General features: G+C 67.9%; 15 protein-coding genes. 7 read left to right on the plus strand and 8 right to left on the minus strand.

Annotation, left to right across the window (positions count from 1 at the left end; all coding sequences use genetic code 11):
* Nucleotide 1: 1 nt before the first annotated feature.
* Together ASF65_RS01135 and ASF65_RS01140 are read right to left on the minus strand one after the other, a co-directional pair.
* On the minus strand, nucleotides 2-487 hold the full coding sequence (locus ASF65_RS01135; protein ID WP_055883903.1) for a peroxiredoxin: 486 nt from the start codon (nucleotides 485-487) through the stop codon (nucleotides 2-4).
* 43 nt (nucleotides 488-530) lie between these two features.
* Complete coding sequence (locus ASF65_RS01140) at nucleotides 531-1,373, minus strand: protein-disulfide reductase DsbD domain-containing protein (RefSeq protein WP_082505084.1); 843 nt, start codon at nucleotides 1,371-1,373, stop codon at nucleotides 531-533.
* A 30-nt stretch (nucleotides 1,374-1,403) separates the two neighbouring features.
* Here ASF65_RS01140 and ASF65_RS01145 point away from each other — a divergent pair, with 30 nt between their 5' ends.
* Nucleotides 1,404-2,000: a YqgE/AlgH family protein gene (locus ASF65_RS01145; RefSeq protein ID WP_055884966.1), complete on the plus strand. Its 597-nt coding sequence runs from the start codon at nucleotides 1,404-1,406 to the stop codon at nucleotides 1,998-2,000.
* Between the two features lie 19 nt (nucleotides 2,001-2,019).
* On the opposite strand, the gene ASF65_RS01150 is transcribed toward ASF65_RS01145, so the two are convergent.
* From ASF65_RS01150 to thrC, 4 genes are read right to left on the minus strand one after another with little or no spacing between them, the layout of a single operon-like run.
* The gene (locus ASF65_RS01150; protein ID WP_055883908.1) at nucleotides 2,020-4,911 is read right to left on the minus strand and encodes an EAL domain-containing protein; all 2,892 of its coding nucleotides are present in this window, start codon (nucleotides 4,909-4,911) and stop codon (nucleotides 2,020-2,022) included.
* Nucleotides 4,912-4,951: 40 nt separating this feature from the next.
* Entirely contained in the window at nucleotides 4,952-5,560 is a 609-nt protein-coding gene (locus ASF65_RS01155; protein WP_055883911.1) for a GNAT family protein, read from the minus strand.
* A gap of 14 nt (nucleotides 5,561-5,574) precedes the next feature.
* Nucleotides 5,575-6,882: a pitrilysin family protein gene (locus tag ASF65_RS01160; RefSeq protein ID WP_055883914.1), complete on the minus strand. Its 1,308-nt coding sequence runs from the start codon at nucleotides 6,880-6,882 to the stop codon at nucleotides 5,575-5,577.
* The gene (gene thrC, locus ASF65_RS01165; protein WP_055883917.1) at nucleotides 6,879-8,288 is read right to left on the minus strand and encodes a threonine synthase; all 1,410 of its coding nucleotides are present in this window, start codon (nucleotides 8,286-8,288) and stop codon (nucleotides 6,879-6,881) included. The genes ASF65_RS01160 and thrC overlap by 4 nt, the downstream gene beginning before the upstream one ends.
* Before the next feature lie 122 nt (nucleotides 8,289-8,410).
* On the opposite strand from thrC, the gene ASF65_RS01170 reads away from it, so the two are divergent.
* Nucleotides 8,411-8,968, plus strand: coding sequence for a hypothetical protein (locus ASF65_RS01170; RefSeq protein WP_055883920.1), 558 nt, complete (start codon nucleotides 8,411-8,413; stop codon nucleotides 8,966-8,968).
* 4 nt (nucleotides 8,969-8,972) lie between these two features.
* Here the strand turns inward: ASF65_RS01170 and ASF65_RS01175 are convergent, their stop codons facing one another.
* A complete protein-coding gene (locus ASF65_RS01175; protein ID WP_055883923.1) occupies nucleotides 8,973-9,656 on the minus strand; it encodes an HAD family phosphatase in 684 nt (227 codons plus the stop codon).
* 159 nt (nucleotides 9,657-9,815) lie between these two features.
* On the opposite strand from ASF65_RS01175, the gene ASF65_RS01180 reads away from it, so the two are divergent.
* Nucleotides 9,816-10,952: a site-specific DNA-methyltransferase gene (locus ASF65_RS01180; protein ID WP_055883926.1), complete on the plus strand. Its 1,137-nt coding sequence runs from the start codon at nucleotides 9,816-9,818 to the stop codon at nucleotides 10,950-10,952.
* On the opposite strand, the gene mutY is transcribed toward ASF65_RS01180, so the two are convergent.
* Complete coding sequence (gene mutY / locus ASF65_RS01185) at nucleotides 10,949-12,043, minus strand: A/G-specific adenine glycosylase (RefSeq protein ID WP_055883928.1); 1,095 nt, start codon at nucleotides 12,041-12,043, stop codon at nucleotides 10,949-10,951. The genes ASF65_RS01180 and mutY overlap by 4 nt on opposite strands.
* Before the next feature lie 43 nt (nucleotides 12,044-12,086).
* Here mutY and ASF65_RS01190 point away from each other — a divergent pair, with 43 nt between their 5' ends.
* The 4 genes from ASF65_RS01190 (at nucleotide 12,087) to ASF65_RS01205 (ending at nucleotide 15,453) form a co-directional block, all read left to right on the plus strand.
* Nucleotides 12,087-12,836 (plus strand): glycosyltransferase family 25 protein, encoded by a 750-nt coding sequence (locus ASF65_RS01190; protein ID WP_055883931.1) that lies wholly within the window; start codon nucleotides 12,087-12,089, stop codon nucleotides 12,834-12,836.
* Nucleotides 12,833-14,059, plus strand: a complete 1,227-nt coding sequence (locus ASF65_RS01195; RefSeq protein WP_055883934.1) for an O-antigen ligase family protein — start codon at nucleotides 12,833-12,835, stop codon at nucleotides 14,057-14,059. The genes ASF65_RS01190 and ASF65_RS01195 overlap by 4 nt, the downstream gene beginning before the upstream one ends.
* A complete protein-coding gene (locus ASF65_RS01200) occupies nucleotides 14,056-14,583 on the plus strand; it encodes a DciA family protein (protein ID WP_055883937.1) in 528 nt (175 codons plus the stop codon). The genes ASF65_RS01195 and ASF65_RS01200 overlap by 4 nt, the downstream gene beginning before the upstream one ends.
* A gap of 123 nt (nucleotides 14,584-14,706) precedes the next feature.
* Complete coding sequence (locus ASF65_RS01205) at nucleotides 14,707-15,453, plus strand: DsbA family protein (protein WP_082505089.1); 747 nt, start codon at nucleotides 14,707-14,709, stop codon at nucleotides 15,451-15,453.
* The last annotated feature ends 106 nt before the right edge of the window (nucleotides 15,454-15,559 follow it).

Below are 15,559 nucleotides of genomic sequence, written 5' to 3' on the forward strand. Positions count from 1 at the left end.
GTCAGATCTGCGCCAGAAGAGTCTCGGCCGACGACGTGTCGGCCTGACCTGGCCCCGGCTCGATGTTCAGCTGCCGCACGACGCCGTCTTCGACGAGCATGGCATAGCGCCTCGAGCGCATGCCGAGGCCGCCGGCCGAAAGATCCGCATCGAGACCGACGGCCTTGGCGAACTCGCCATTTCCGTCCGACAGGAAGAGGATGCGGTCGCCCGCCTCGGTGGCCTTCTTCCAGGCCTTCATCACATGCACGTCGTTGACCGCGGTGACGGCGATCGTATCGACGCCCTTGGCCCGCAGCGCGTCGTTGTGCTCGAGGAAGCCGGGAAGGTGGTTCATCGTACAAGTCGGCGTGAAGGCGCCGGGAACCGCGAAGAGCACGACACGCTTGCCGGAGAAGACGTCCGCCGTCGTCGTCGTGGTTGGACCGTCCTCGCCCGGAACGCGGAACGAGACGTCCGGAAGGCGGTCGCCGATGGATATCGTCATGCGGATTTACTCTCCGGGGTCGACCGATAAAGCGCGCGGCGACTTACCGCGGCGCGATCGGCACTGCGCGGGATAGTTGGGCGCGCTCGTTCTGCGTCAACAGGATGTCGGCGGAAACCGGACGCTTGTCGCCGGTTGGCCGCGAAAGGACGGGGAATACGATGCTTTTCGTCTGGCCGTCTTCCGGAAGGGAGGGGGCACCGAACGACCAGCCGTCGCCAGCCGAGACGAAGCCATCCGTCAGAGGGCCCGCGATGGGCGGCACCAGATCGACGATCAGAGCGGCCTCGTCTGCGTCCCAACGCGCCCCCGACGCCTTCAGCGGACCCGACGTGTCCGGCGCTGCCGCCTCGGCGCGCGCTACGAGAGCCCGATCCGACAGGCCGGGCTTCGGACCCGCCGCCAGTTCGGCCTGAACGGGAACACAGAGTTCACGGCAAACGCCAAGGACGGCGTTCAGCTGCAGCACCGGCACCTGACCGCTGGCCTGGGCCGCAATGGGCAGCTCCACCGTCTGCACGTAGCCGATGCTCTGCGCCTCCCCCTCGCTGAAACGGCTCGGCACCGGGAAAGCGAACCGCACGTTATCGACGTCACTGCTCTTCGACGTGTCGAACTGCGGGGCAAGGCCGACCGGGCCCGGCGCGATCCAGTAGGTCTTCCAGCCCGGATCGAGCTCGATCGAGAGCGCTCCGCGGATCTTGCCGCCTGCATCGGGCGGAAGCGCGACGAGATGGAGGGCGACGCCCTCCTGCCGATACCGCTCGGTTTCGCGCGCAAGGGCGGGGCCGGACGCGAGCGACAGGGCGAGAAGCGCGCTGGTCACCATCATCGCAAGACGGCCAAGACCTTCGGTCGGGGCGCAGGTGCAAAACCGCCGGGACATGTCTATCTTCCTCCCATGGACCTGGAAAACATGCGTAGCCGATCGACCGACGAGACGCCTTCCCTGGAGGGCCACTTCCTGATTGCGATGCCGGGCATGCACGATGAGCGCTTCGCCCGCAGCGTGGTCTATGTCTGCGCGCATTCGCCCAACGGGGCGATGGGGTTCATCATCAACAAGGCGCAGCCTCTCAGTTTCCCGACCCTTCTGACGCAGCTCGAGATCGTCGATAGCCCCGACGATATCCGGTTGCCGCAGAAGGGACGGGAAGTGTCGGTCTGCAACGGGGGGCCGGTGGAACAGGGGCGCGGCTTCGTTCTCCATTCGGACGACTACGATTCCGAATCGACCGTGGAAGTCGACGACGGCATTTCTCTGACGCCGACGCTCGACATCCTGAAAGCCATTTCCCGGGGCGAGGGACCGTCGAGCGCGATCATGGTGCTCGGCTATGCCGGCTGGAGCGCGGGGCAGCTCGAGTCGGAGATCGCGGCCAACGGCTGGCTGACCTGCACTGCCGACCTCGACATCGTCTTCGCCAACGAACTCGACGCCAAGTATTCGCGGGCGCTGGCGATCCTCGGCGTCGATCCGGCCTTTCTCGCCGCCGAAGCCGGTCACGCCTGATATTTCCTGGCGCGGGGCGTCAGGCCGAGCCGCGCCGGCTTCCGCGCTCCTGCAAGCGGCGCCGCGCTTCCTCGGCCGAGAGCGGCTGACCGTACATGAAGCTCTGTGCGTACTCGCAGTTCAGCTTGCGGAGCTGCGCCGCGTCGGTGTCGTTGTCGACACCCTCGGCGACCACGGCCAGCCCCAGTTCGTGCGCCATGGTGACGATCGAGTGGACGAGGATCGAGCGCTGCGGCACTTGCTCGCCGCGCAGGAACGACTGGTCGATCTTCAATGTGTCGAACGGGAACCGCATCAGATACGACAGCGACGAATAGCCGGTCCCGAAATCGTCCAGCGACAGTCCGACGCCCATCTCCTTCAGCCGCTCCAGAAGCTTGGCCGAGCGTTCCGGATTGTCCATCACGAGCGACTCGGTCAGCTCCAGCTTCAGCGTCTCGGGCGCGAGATGATACCGCTTCAGGATCTGGCGTACGTCGTTCAGAAGGTCCTGACGGATCAGCTGACGGCTGGAGATGTTGACCGAGCAGAACAGCTTGGACTGCCCCGGCAGCCGCTGCCAGTCGGCCAGCCGGCGCGCCGCCTCGTCGAGCGCGAACTGGCCGAGCTGGACGATCAGGCCCGTGCTCTCGGCCAGCGGAATGAACTCCGTCGGCGAGACGAAGCCGCGCTTGGCGTGGTTCCAGCGCATCAACGCCTCGAAGCCGGCGATCTCGCCGGTCGACAGCCTGATGATGGGCTGGAAGGCCAGCGACAGCTCGTTGCGGCCGAAGGCTCGGCGCAGATCGGATTCCAGCTCGACCCGGCCGGAGCTGTGCGTCTTGTACGCCGAACGGAAGGGCTCGATGCGGTCGCCCCCGAGGCGCTTCGCCTGATACATCGCGAGTTCCGCCTCCCGCAGAACCTCGTCGGCACCGGCGCCCTCGGTCCAGCCGGTGAGGCCGATCGAGGCGGTCAGGATGATGTCCTGGTTGGCGAAGGTGATCGGCGCGCGCACGGCGTCCCGCAGCGTCTCGGCGAAGGCCCCGACGGCCGCGACGTCGCTCTCCGACATGAGAATGACGCCGAACTGGTCGCTCGACAGTCGCGCCAGCGAGTCCTGCGGCTTGAGGACGCGCTTCAGGCGGCGTCCGACGGTGAGGAGGATCGTATCGCCGGTCGCGATGCCGAACTCGTCGTTGACCTGCTTGAAGCGGTCGATATCGACCATGAAGAGGGTGGGGCGGACATCGGGGCGCGTTGCCGCGAGGCAGGAGATCGAGTCGAGCCGGTCGATGAAAAGTTCGCGGTTCGGAAGGCCCGTGAGCTGGTCGTGCAGCGCGTCGTGGAGGAGGCGTTCCTCCGCCTTCTTGCGCTCGGTCACGTCCTTCAGCGTACCGACGCAGCGCACGACCTCGCCGTTGCTGCCGAGAACGGGACGCGCCTGCAAGCTCATCCAGTGGTAGTGGCCGTTGTCGTCGCGCACCCGGAAGTCCTGCGCGATCCGGCCACGCCGGTGCTCGAGGATCGTGTCGAGCGTGATCTTGAAGCGGTCGCGGTCGTCGGGGTGAAGGATCGGCAGCCAGTCGCGCGCGGGGCCATTCATGGCCGCGACCGGCATGCCGTCGAGACCTTCGGTGTCGCAACCGGCGAAGATGCGGTCGCGGGCGACGTCCCAGTCCCAAATCGCGTCGCCCGTGCCGGCCAGCGCCAGCGAGCGCCGCTCCATGTCGGACAGAAGGCCGCCGGCGAACGAGCCGCCCGCGAAGGCGTGCTGCATCACGGTAAAACCGATCAGGAGGACGATCAGGACGAGGCCGCCGCCGAGCGCCGGCTGGATGATGTCGTTGTCGATGCGACCCGTGACCGTCAGCCATCCGGCGGCGATCCAGACGACAATCAGAAGCCATGTCGGGATCAGCATGATCGCGCGGTCGTAGCGCATCGCCGAAAGATAAAGGATCAGCAGTAGGCCGAATCCGGCCGTCGCCGTCATCGACATGCGCGCGATGCCGGCCGCCATCGGCGGATCGAACGCCGCGAGAACACCGAGCGCCCCCAGCCCGACCAGCCAGAGCGCGGTGAAGGCGGAAAGGATGCCGTGCCAGCGGTTGAGGTTGAGGTAGGCGTAGAGGAAGACGACCAGCGTGAAGGCGAGGGCGACCTCGGTGCCAGCGCGCCATATGCGCTCCTGACCCGGGACGATCGGCACCAGCTTCTGCCAGAAGTCGAAGTCGATGCAGATATAGGCGAGCACCGCCCATGCGAGCGCCGCGGTCGCCGGGAACATCGGCGATCCCTTGACCACGAAGAGGATGGTCAGGAACACGGCGAGGAGACCCGCGATCCCGAGGACGATGCCGCGATACAAGGTGAACGCGTTCACCGTGTCCTTATAAGCATTCGGCTCCCACAACCGGATTTCCGGCAGCCGGTCGGACGAAAGCTCCGTCACGAACGTGATGATGGCGCCCGGATCGAGCGTCACCAGGAAGACGTCGGCCTCGGGGCTATCCTGGCGGTCGAGCGCGAAGCCCTCGGACGGCGTGATCGCGGCGATGCGCTGCGAGCCGAGGTCGGGCCAGAGGAAGCCGGAACTCGCGAGGCGGAAATGGGGGGCGACGACGATCCGGTCGATCTGCTCGTCCGTGTTGTTGGACAGTGCGAAGACGGCCCAGTCGCCCGACGGATTGGCGGCGGTCGATTCGACCTCGATGCGGCGCACGATGCCGTCCGCGCCGGGCACCGTCGAGACCTGGAAATTGCGACCCCGATCGCGAAAGATCTCGACCGCCGGCTTGAGATCGATCGCGATGTCCTCGCGGCCGATCGACACGGGAGACAAGGCATGGCTCGGCCCTGCGGCCAGACATGCGATCAGCAGCGTCAGGAAGCACAGGATTTGGCGGGCGAGGCGGTTGGGTTGCGGCATCGAGCGCGAGTGGGCCTTTGTTCGCAAAAGCGAGGGGTCGTCAGGATGCCGACGGCATGGCGCGGCCCGGCGCCCGGTCGTCGGACAGAATCGAGTAGAGCAGGTGATCCTCCCAGACACCGGCGATTTTGAGATACTGGCGCAAGTGTCCCTCGCGGCGGAAGCCGGATTTTTCGAGAAGCCGGATCGATGCCGCGTTCCGGGGGAGGCAGGCCGCCTCCAGCCGATGAAGGCGCAGGACGTCGAAGGCGAACTCCATGACCGCTTCGACCGCCTGGGACATGATGCCCCGACCGGCGAACGGCTGCCCCATCCAGTAACCGAGCGTTCCGGTCTGCGCGACGCCGCGTTGGATACGTCCGAGCGTCAGGCCTCCCATCAGCACGGCTCCCTCGCGATCGAACACGAAGTAGGTGTAGCTGGTTCGCTGCCGCGCATCCAGTCGATAGCGACGCAGCCGCAACCTGTAGGAACTGCGGTCGAGCTCGTCCGCGGTCCAACTCGGCTCCCAGGGCGTCAGGAACCCGCGGCTGCGTTCGCGCAAGGTCCGCCATGCCTCGTAATCGGTGGCGCGCGGCAGACGCAGAAGGACGTCCGGCCCGGTCAGCACCGGCTGAGCCGCCGGCTGGACCCAGTCGAAGAAGGCCATGGCGGAGCGTTCGCCTAGATCGTGACGAGTTTGCGGACCGGCGGGGAGGCGGAACTCACGGCGACGCCCTGCGCGATCTCGCCGATATCGGGAAGGCGCGAGATCGGGCCGATCGCGGCGAGCGTCGGCGTCGTGCCGAGGAACGTGCGAGCCGCCAGATCCGTCAGGCGCGGCGCATCGATCGCGGCCAGTCGCTCGAGGAGTTCGGCATTTTCCAGGACCGCGCCCTTGAACATCAGCTGACGCGCGATCTGCCCGGCACGGGAGGCGGGGCTTTCCTGGCTCATCAGGAGGCTGGAGCGCATCTGCGCCCGGGCGCGGTTCACTTCTTTCTCGGTGATGCCCTCGGTGGCACGCACCAGTTCGGAGACGATGACCGGCGCGAGCTCGGCCATCTCCTCCTCGCCCGTCGCGGCATGAACGCCGAAGATACCGGTGTCGGAGAAGCTCCAGTGAAACGCCGAGATCGCATAGCAGAGGCCGCGCGTCTCGCGGATCTCCTGGAACAGGCGGGACGACATGCCCCCGCCCAGGATGATCGAGAGCACCTGCGCGGCATAAAAGTCGCGCTGGTAGTAGGGGCGTCCGGGAAAGCCGAGCACCATTTGCGCGTCGGCGAGATCGCGTTCCTCGCGGAAGTCGCCGCCAGTGTAGACGGCGGGCTCGCGGCTATGTGTCCCCTTGATCGAGGACGCCGACGATCCGAACGCCGCCTCGACGCGTCGCACCACGTCGTCGTGCGACACGGCGCCGGCGGCCGATACCACCATCTGGTCGGGCGAGTAGTGGCGCTGCAGGTAGCCGCGGATTTCCGCCGGTGTGAAGCCGCTGACGCTCTCGCGCGTGCCGAGGATCGGGCGACCGAGGATCTGGTCGGCGTAGGCGGCGCTCTGGAAATGGTCGAAGACGATGTCGTCCGGCGTGTCCTCGGCCGCGCCGATTTCCTGCAGGATGACGTGCTGCTCGCGGGCGAGTTCGTCCTCGTCGAAACGCGAGTCGAGAAGGATGTCGGTGAGAATGTCGATCGCGAGCGGCACGTCGTTCTTCATGACGCGCGCATAGTAGGCGGTGGTTTCGACGCTCGTCGAAGCGTTCAGCTCACCGCCGACATCCTCGATCTCCTCGGCGATCTGCCGGGCGCTGCGCCGGCTCGTGCCTTTGAAGGCCATGTGCTCGAGAAGATGGGCGATGCCGTGCTCGCCCTCGGCCTCGTCACGCGCCCCGGCCTTGACCCAGACGCCGAGCGCCGCGCTTTCCAGCGTCGGCATGGTTTCGGTGGCGATCGTCAGCCCGTTGGAAAGACGCGTGATCTCGACGCTCATGCGGCGGCCCCGAGGCGCACGGCGCGGCTGCGCTCGCGAATGTACGCCTGGAGTGCGTCCAGATCGTTGGGAAGGACGTCGAACCGCTCGCCCTTCGTCATCAGGTCGGCATGGCTGGGTGGCAGGGGCGGCTCCGTTCCGCAGGCCGCCTTGACGGACGCGGGGAACTTGGCGGGATGAGCGGTGCCGAGCGAGATCATCGGCACGTCGCCGATCCGCTTCTCCGCGACGGCCACGGCGACCGCCGTGTGGGGATCGAGAAGATAGGCGGTCGAGGCCAGCTGGTCGCGGATCGTCTCGGCCGTCTCGCCTTCTCCAGTGCGCCCCGCGTCGAACTCGGCGCGGATATAGGAAAGGATGTCGTCGGGCACGGTGAAGGCACGAGACTGCTTGAGCTGGTCCATGAGCCGGCGGATCACGCCCGCGTCGCGCCCGCTCGCCTCGAACAGCAGCCGCTCGAAGTTCGACGAGATCTCGATGTCCATCGACGGCGACATGGTGGCGTGAACGCCCTCCATTTCGTAGCGCCCGGTGCGCAGGCACCGCTCCAGAATGTCGTTCCCGTTGGTGGCGACGATCAGGCGCTCGACCGGCAGGCCCATGCGCTTGGCGGCGAAGCCGGCGAAGATGTCGCCGAAATTGCCGGTCGGCACGGTGAACGACACGGCCTTGTGGGGCGCACCGACGCTGGCGGCAGCCGTGAAGTAGTAGACGATCTGGGCCATGATGCGGGCCCAGTTGATCGAGTTGACGCCCGATAGCGCGCTTTCGCGGCGGAACGCGGCGTCGTTGAACATCGCCTTCACGAGCGCCTGGCAGTCGTCGAACGTGCCCTCGATCGCCACCGCATGCACCGTCTGCGAGCCGGCCGTCGTCATCTGCCGCTGCTGGACCGGCGAGACGCGGCCCTTCGGGAACAGGATGAACATGTCCGTCCGGTCGCTGGCAGAGAACGCCGCGATCGCCGCGCCGCCGGTGTCGCCCGAGGTCGCGCCGACCACCGTCGCGCGCTGGCCACGCTGGGCGAGGACGTGGTCCATCAGCCGTGCGAGGAGCTGCATGGCCACGTCCTTGAAGGCGAGCGTCGGGCCGTGGAAGAGCTCCAGCACGAAGTGACGGTCGCCGATCTGCACGAGCGGGGCGACCGCCGGATGGCGGAACGTCGCGTAGGCCTCGCGCACCATGCGCTCCAGCGCGTCGGGCGCGATCTCGTCACCGACGAACGGCTTCAGGATCTCGAGGGCGACTTCGGCATAGGGGCGGCCGGCGAAGGAGGCGATCGTTTCCGGCGCGATCTGCGGCCAGGTCTCGGGCACGTAGAGACCGCCGTCGCTGGCAAGGCCCGCAAGGAGAACGTCGGCGAACCCGAGGACCGGAGCTTCGCCCCGCGAACTGACATATCTCACGATAACTCCCAAACCTTCGGTTCGGCAAAACCGGGCGCCGCGGATTTCGCGTCCCGCCCGGTCGAAACCCGGATAGGGGCCTGATATAGAACGGCTCGACACCGTATGGGAAGAACCGCCGCATGCATATGTCCAAGCTGATCTTCGCACGCAACGCCGCCGGCCTCGTTCTGGCGGGCCTCGCGCTCGGCGCCTGCAGCACCTCGGGCGGCGGCGGCGCATCGGTGGCTCCGGCGCCGGTCCGTGCCGCCTCCAGCGAGGGCACGGTGCCGGACTACTGCCCGCAGGTGAGCCTGCGCGAGGGCACCGCGATCCTGCGCAAGGGCGAGGGCGGCAATCTTCAGTACATCGCCTCGATCTCGGGCACGACGCGCTCGTGCCGCGTGCGCGACGGCCAGCTCTACATGGAGGTCGGTATCGCCGGCCGGGTGGTTCCAGGACCGGCCGCACGGTCCGGCGAGATTCAGCTGCCGATCCGCGTCGCCATCCTCGACACCAACCAGCTCGTCTACAGCCAGCTCGGCCAGCAGCCCGTCGGCGTGACCCCGGCCGGCGGAGCGCAGGACTTCCGCTACGTCGACCGCGCGATCCGCATCGCGGTGCCGAAGGGCCGCTCGCTCGTGGTCTATGCCGGGTTCGACGAAGGGCCGCAGGGCGGCGCCAAGCGTCCGGGCTCCTGACGGATCAAGCCTGTTCCCAGTCGGCGAAGGCCTCGACGACCGCGGGAAACTCCGAGAGGCGCCGGATCACCGTTTCGGCGCCGGCTTCGGTCAGCGAGTCAGCGTGGCCGGGGTAGGTGTGGCTCGCGCCGACGAAGCCGACGACGCGGCAGCCGGCTGCGGCCGCCGCAGCGACGCCGTGGACGGAGTCTTCCAGGACGATCGTCTCGGCGGGCTTGGCGTCGAACTCGCGGCAGCCGTAGAGATAGACGTCCGGCGCCGGCTTGGTCTTCTTCGTGCCGACCTCGCGCGCCGGGAAGACGTACGGGCGAAAACGGTCCCAGAGCTTCACGCGCTCCAGCATCATCTTCAGCCGTTCGCCCGACGAGTTCGAGCAGATCGCCCGCGGCAGGTCGATCCGATCCAGCATCTCGTGAACGCCCGCGATCGCCTCGACCTCGGCGGCCAGGCGCTCGTCCAGCGCCGTTTTCTGGCGGTCGTTGTAGTCCTCCGGCAGGCGGATGCCCGCCTCTTCCTGCAGGAGCTCGGCGATCCGGTCCTGCGTGAGGCCCGCGAAACGCTCGGCGATCTCGGAGGGCGAGATCTCGTAGCCGACCTCCTTCAGCATCTTCGAGTCGACCTTGGCCGAGATGATCTCGGAATCGACGAGGACGCCGTCGCAGTCGAACAGCACGAGGGAAAGCGGCATGGAAATGCCCTCCGGCACAGGAAAACGAAACGGTGAGGGGAGACGCGGACCCGGTAGCACAGGGTCGGCGGGCTGAACACCCGCCCCGGCTTCACCGATCATTAAGCTCGTTCGGTAACCATGCGGCTCTGAGTTCAGTCCCGAGTCCAAGGTAGCCCGATGTCGAAACTGCAGACCCTGCACCGTCTTCCCGTCGAGCTTTCCGCCAAGCCCGAATGGTTAAACACCATCATCAAGGGCGACTGCGTTTCGCGCATGGCGGCGTTGCCCGAGAAGTCGGTCGACGCGATCTTCGCCGATCCGCCGTACAACCTTCAGCTCGGCGGCGATCTCCACCGGCCCGACCAGTCGAAGGTCGATGCGGTGGACGACGCCTGGGACCAGTTCGAAAGCTTCGCCGCCTACGACGCCTTCACCCGCGCCTGGCTGCTGGCGGCGCGGCGGCTCCTCAAGCCGAACGGAACGATCTGGGTGATCGGCTCCTACCACAACATCTTCCGCGTCGGCGCGATCATGCAGGACCTCGGCTTCTGGATCCTGAACGACGTCGTCTGGCGCAAGACCAACCCGATGCCGAACTTCCGCGGCCGGCGGTTCCAGAACGCCCACGAGACGATGATCTGGGCGTCGAAGAACGCCGACGCGAAGGCCTACACGTTCAACTACGATGCGATGAAGGCGGCCAACGACGACACGCAGATGCGGTCCGACTGGCTTTTCCCGATCTGCTCGGGCGGCGAGCGGCTGAGGGACGACGACGGGCAGAAGGTCCATCCGACGCAGAAGCCGGAAGCGCTGTTGGCGCGCGTCATCCTGTCCTCGACGAAGCCTGGCGACACGATCCTCGACCCGTTCTTCGGCACGGGCACGACGGGCGCGGTCGCCAAGCGGCTCGGGCGCAACTTCGTCGGGATCGAACGCGAGGACGACTACATCGAGGCGGCGACCGACCGCATCCTCTCGGTCGAGCCTCTGGGGGCCGACGTGCTTCGCGTCGCCGCCGGAAAGCGCGCCGAGCCGCGCGTGCCCTTCGCGAGCCTCGTCGAGTCCGGTCTGGTGACGCCCGGAACCGAGCTGACCGATGCCAAGGGACGCTGGCGGGCGAACGTTCGCGCCGACGGCACCATCGCGGTCGGCGGCGACGCGGCCTCGATCCATCGCATCGGCGCGAAGGTGCAGGGTCTCGACGCCTGCAACGGCTGGACCTTCTGGCACGTGCGAGAGAACGGGCGGTTGCGCGTCATCGACGAGCTTCGCCAGATCGTGCGCGACCAGATGGCGGGTGCGCCGGCTTAAGCCACTCCGGCGCGCTCCAGCACCCGGCGCATCAAGGTCGGCAGGGCTTCGGCAGCAAGGCTGGCGGGAGAGGCCCACCAGCCGTCGATCGGCGGATCGTCCGCCCGATTGGCGAGCCAGACTTCGAGCGTCAGATCGAAATGGGTGAAGCCGTGCGGCACGAAGCCGGCGAGATGCCAGTCGCCGGCGACGGGCGCGGCCTCGACACCGGTCGCGCCGTCGCCACGTGACGTCCACGCCGTCGTCGGCGGCTCGCTCATGCCGCCCAGCAGACCGGCGGCCGGGCGGCGGCGCAGCCAGACCGCACCATCTGCCGGTCGGCGCAGGACGAAGGCGGCGCCAACGCGGGCGGGCTTCGCACCCTTCGCCGCCTTGACCGGAAACTCCTCCTGCCGGCCCAGCCGGCGCGCCTCGCAGTGATCGGTCACGGGGCAGAGGACGCAGGCCGGCTTGCGCGGCGTACAGATCGTCGCGCCGAGATCCATCATAGCCTGCGCGAAATCGCCCGGTCTCCTCTGCGGCGTCAGTTCCTGAACGAGCGCCCGGATCGGCTTGCGGGCGGCGGGCAGGGGCGTTTCGATGCAGGCGATGCGCGTCGTGATGCGTTCGATGTTGCCGTCGATCACCGCCGCCGGCTCGTCGAAGGCGATCGCGGCAATGGCGGCGGAGGTGTATTCGCCGACGCCCGGCAGAGTACGAAGCTCCGCGGCGGTCTCGGGGAAACGGCCGCTCCGCTCGCCCGCCACCGCGCGGGCACAGGCGAGGAGGTTGCGGGCTCGCGCATAATAGCCGAGCCCCGCCCAGGCACCCATCACCTCGGCATCTTCCGCGGCCGCCAGCGCTTCGACGGTCGGCCAGCGCTCGGTGAAGGCCGCGAAGTAGCTTTTCACCGCCGCGACGGTGGTCTGCTGCAGCATGATCTCCGACATCCAGACGAGATACGGATCGGGGCGGATGCCGGCCTGAAGGTCGGCGGGGGCGACGCGCCAGGGCAGGGCACGGGCATGGCGGTCGTACCAGTCGAGCAACGCCGCCGCGAAGTGGCCATCGGCCCGGTCGGGTTGACTTCGCTCCGGGCGGCGTCCATCCAACCGCCCTTCCGGGCCTTCATCGCCCCTCGTTCGGGCCGGTATCGTGCGTATCGATTTCTTCGTCATCAATCTCGACCGGTCGCCGGAGCGTCTTGCGGACATTCGCGCCGACATGGCCGCGGCGGGCATCGACGTGATACGGATCCCCGGCGTCGATGGAAAGGCGATCCCCGAGGCCGAGCGCGGCCTGCTGGATACGCCCCGCTTCCTGCGACGACACGGCAAGCGGCCGGCCGCAGGCGAGTACGGCTGCTATCTCAGCCATCTCCGCGCGATCGAGGCGATCGCCGCCGGACCGGCCGAGGCGGGTGTCGTGTTCGAGGACGACGTTCGCCCCCGACCCGAAATGACGGCCGTGCTGGCGGACCTTGCGTCGCGGGACGACTGGGACCTCGTGCGCTTCGCCCATCACCGCCGCCCGTCGCGCCGCCGCCTGCGGGCGCTGGTCGAGGGGCGCGCGATGTCGGCCGCCTATCACGGCCCGACCGGCAGCGCGGCGGCCTACATCGTTCGTCGCTCGGCCGCTTCGAAGCTCGCGGAAGCCCTGAAGCCCATGTCCTTGCCGTTCGACGTGGCGCTGGAGCGGGGATGGGACACGGAGGTTCGGACCTTCGACATCTGGGACGATCTCGTGACCTTCAGCCCGCGCTCGAAGACCAGTCAGATCGAGGTCGGTGGGCGATATGGCGCCCGGAAACTCAAGCCGTGGCGCCGGTTGCCGACGCTTCTGTTCCGTACCGGCGAACTCGTCCGACGCATCGCTTATGCGCTCGCGGCGGAGCGTTCGCGATGACGATCGGAGCGCTTCTCCTCCACCGCAGGCGTTGGGACCCGCTGGCGCTCGCCATCGGCATGGCGTGCCTTTCCCTGCTGATCTCGGTCGGCAAGGTGGTGTTCCTGTCCTTCGCCGTCTGCGGCCTTTACCTCGGCCTCGCCCGTCCGCGCAGCTGGCGCGGCATGCCGATCGCCTTCACAGGGATGCTCGCGGCCTGGGCAATCTGGCAGATCGGTCTCAGCCTCGCGCGCGGCGAGCCGCTCGACGGCAACCGCGTCCTGTCCTACGCGGGTCTGGAGTTTGCTTGCGCGCTTCTGCCGCTGGGTCTCGGTCTCGTCCGCCATCCCGCGCATTCGCTGGCCTGGGGTGCCCGGATCGGCGTCATCGCCCTCGTGATCCTCGCGCCGATCGACTACGCGATGACCGGTGCCCGGGTCGGGCTCGGCAAGAACGAGGCGATCTTCGCCTTCGTCGTTGGCGCGTGCGCCATTGCGGCCCGCCTGCCGACGGGGAACCGGTTGCGCTTCCTGCCGGATGGACGGGTCTGGACCTACCTCGCGACCGTCCCGATCGTCCTCAGCGGCACGCGGGCGGCCATGTTCCTTTTCGTCGTGGTCGCCGTTCTCGATCTCCGCCGCGCGATGCCGCGCCTTCGCGCTAGCGGACGGCGCGGGGCGCTCGCGCTCGTTGCCGTGGTCGCGGCGGCGATGCTCGCGGTCGTGCCGGTCGGCGGTTTTCTCCTCGACCGCGTCGAGTCGGGCGTGACGGAAATCGAAGCCTACGAGGCGACGGGACTGGCGGTCGGCTCGGTCGATACCCGCATGGCCATGTGGTCGTCGGCCGTCCGGGTCCTCGCAAAGAATCCGCTCATAGGCGTCGGCGGTACGGCTCGCATGGAGCGCGTCGCGGCCGAAGCCGGACCCAATGAACGGGAAATCCTGCGATACCAGCACCTGCACAATGTCGTTCTCGACGAGGCCCTCTCGAGCGGGCTCGTCGGTGTCGCGCTGATGGTGGGGGCGATGGCGGCTTTCTTGGCGAACGCGCTGCGCCGCTCCGCCGACCCGCTGGTCCGCGACGCGAGCATCACGCTCGTCGCCTTCACGGTCATCTTCGGCCTTTTCCACGGCGTGCTTTTGAACGAATGGATGGTGCTGATCGTCTTCGCGAGCATGGCCGTCATCCTCACCGAGCTTCGCCGCGCGCGGCCCTTCGGCGCGGCGAGGGCAAGGGTGGCATGAAGCCCGCCTCGCCGAAGGGACCGGGTCGCGCGGCTCGCCCGATCGGCGATCTCGTATCGCAGTTGGTCGAGCCCGTGGTGGCGCGCAAGGCCGGCATGTCGCTCGATCTCATCGGTGCCTGGCCCGAAATCGTAGGCCCTCGGCTGGAGGAGGGGTGCCGGCCCGAGAAGCTCGTCTGGCCCAAAGGGTATGGCGACGAGACGGCGCTGCCGGCGACCCTCGTCATCGCCTGCGAGGGAGCGTTCGCGCTTCGCCTGCAGCACGAGGTCGAGACGATCCTCAGCCGCGTCAACGACTATTTTGGCTACCGCGCGGTCGACCGGATCAAGATCGTCCAGCGCGCGGTGCGACAGGTTCGCCCGAACCGCAAGCCGGCCGTCGGACCCCTGACCGCCTCCCACCGCGAGACGATCCGCGACGCCACCGCACGGATCGAGAGCGATGCCCTTCGCCGGGCGTTGGAGCGCCTCGGCGAGAGCGTGCTCCGGCGCAATGCCGCCGCGCGCGACCGCGACAAGCGCTGAGGCGCGCAACACTGCGTGACGCGGCAGGATCGGCGTGGCTCCGTACGTGGGATCGCCACATTTGACCGCCTACGTGCCATAAGCGAAACCGAATCATGGCTTCTGCGAAAGGCTGATCACTCGATGCTCGTCTCCTCGACCCGCAACCGGACCTCCAACCCAGGCGCCCGCGCGCTCTTCGCCGGCTTCCTGACCGCCGGGATCGCCCTCGGGAGCATGGCGCCCGCCTTCGCGCAGTCCGAGACCCCGGCGGCCGCTCCGGCAGCACCCGCCGCCGCCGCGCAGACCAACCCGTCCGCCGCGACGGCCCCGGCACCCGAGGGCACGGTGGACGTCGCCAAGCTGATGGCGCCGCAGGCCCTGCCGGACATCATCATCGGCAAGGCCGATGCGCCGGTGACGATCATCGAATACGCGTCGATGACCTGCAGCCACTGCCGCGACTTCCATTCCGAGACCTATCCAAAGATCAAGGCGGACTACCTCGACACGGGCAAGGCCAAGCTGATCCTGCGCGAGTTCCCGTTCGATCCGCGCGCGCTCGGCGCCTTCATGCTGGCGCGCTGCGCCGGCGACGACAAGCGCACCGCGATGGTCGATGTCCTGTTCGATCAGCAGCGCGAATGGGCAGGCGCCGAGAACGCCTCCGCCGCGCTTCTCAAGATCGCGCAGCTGGCCGGCATGACGCAGGACCAGTTCGCCGCGTGCCTCAAGGACACCGACCTGCAGGGCAAGGTCGTCGCCGTCCAGGCCGCCGGCCAGAACGAGTTCGGCGTCAACGCGACGCCGACCTTCTTTGTCAACGGCGACAAGTATGCCGGGGCCCTCTCGGCCGACGAGATGGCGGCGGTGATCGAGAAGCACCTCTGACGGACCGACCGCGCGCCCGGCCGGGATCGTGCCGGGCGCAAAACTTTTGCAGTGCAGCAATTGGCGGAGGCGTCGGTTTGACTTATGTCTGACGCCTAGAGTTCAC

Source organism: Aureimonas sp. Leaf324 (assembly GCF_001423245.1).
GTDB lineage: Bacteria > Pseudomonadota > Alphaproteobacteria > Rhizobiales > Rhizobiaceae > Aureimonas.

Bases quoted from the DNA above. Each gene is read 5' to 3' on its own strand.
- ASF65_RS01135 (WP_055883903.1), bottom strand. From the start codon at position 487: ATGACGATATCCATCGGCGACCGCCTTCCGGACGTCTCGTTCCGCGTT.
- ASF65_RS01140 (WP_082505084.1), bottom strand. From the start codon at position 1,373: ATGTCCCGGCGGTTTTGCACCTGCGCCCCGACCGAAGGTCTTGGCCGT.
- ASF65_RS01145 (WP_055884966.1), top strand. From the start codon at position 1,404: ATGCGTAGCCGATCGACCGACGAGACGCCTTCCCTGGAGGGCCACTTC.
- ASF65_RS01150 (WP_055883908.1), bottom strand. From the start codon at position 4,911: ATGCCGCAACCCAACCGCCTCGCCCGCCAAATCCTGTGCTTCCTGACG.
- ASF65_RS01155 (WP_055883911.1), bottom strand. From the start codon at position 5,560: ATGGCCTTCTTCGACTGGGTCCAGCCGGCGGCTCAGCCGGTGCTGACC.
- ASF65_RS01160 (WP_055883914.1), bottom strand. From the start codon at position 6,882: ATGAGCGTCGAGATCACGCGTCTTTCCAACGGGCTGACGATCGCCACC.
- ASF65_RS01170 (WP_055883920.1), top strand. From the start codon at position 8,411: ATGCATATGTCCAAGCTGATCTTCGCACGCAACGCCGCCGGCCTCGTT.
- ASF65_RS01175 (WP_055883923.1), bottom strand. From the start codon at position 9,656: ATGCCGCTTTCCCTCGTGCTGTTCGACTGCGACGGCGTCCTCGTCGAT.
- ASF65_RS01180 (WP_055883926.1), top strand. From the start codon at position 9,816: ATGTCGAAACTGCAGACCCTGCACCGTCTTCCCGTCGAGCTTTCCGCC.
- ASF65_RS01195 (WP_055883934.1), top strand. From the start codon at position 12,833: ATGACGATCGGAGCGCTTCTCCTCCACCGCAGGCGTTGGGACCCGCTG.
- ASF65_RS01200 (WP_055883937.1), top strand. From the start codon at position 14,056: ATGAAGCCCGCCTCGCCGAAGGGACCGGGTCGCGCGGCTCGCCCGATC.
- ASF65_RS01205 (WP_082505089.1), top strand. From the start codon at position 14,707: ATGCTCGTCTCCTCGACCCGCAACCGGACCTCCAACCCAGGCGCCCGC.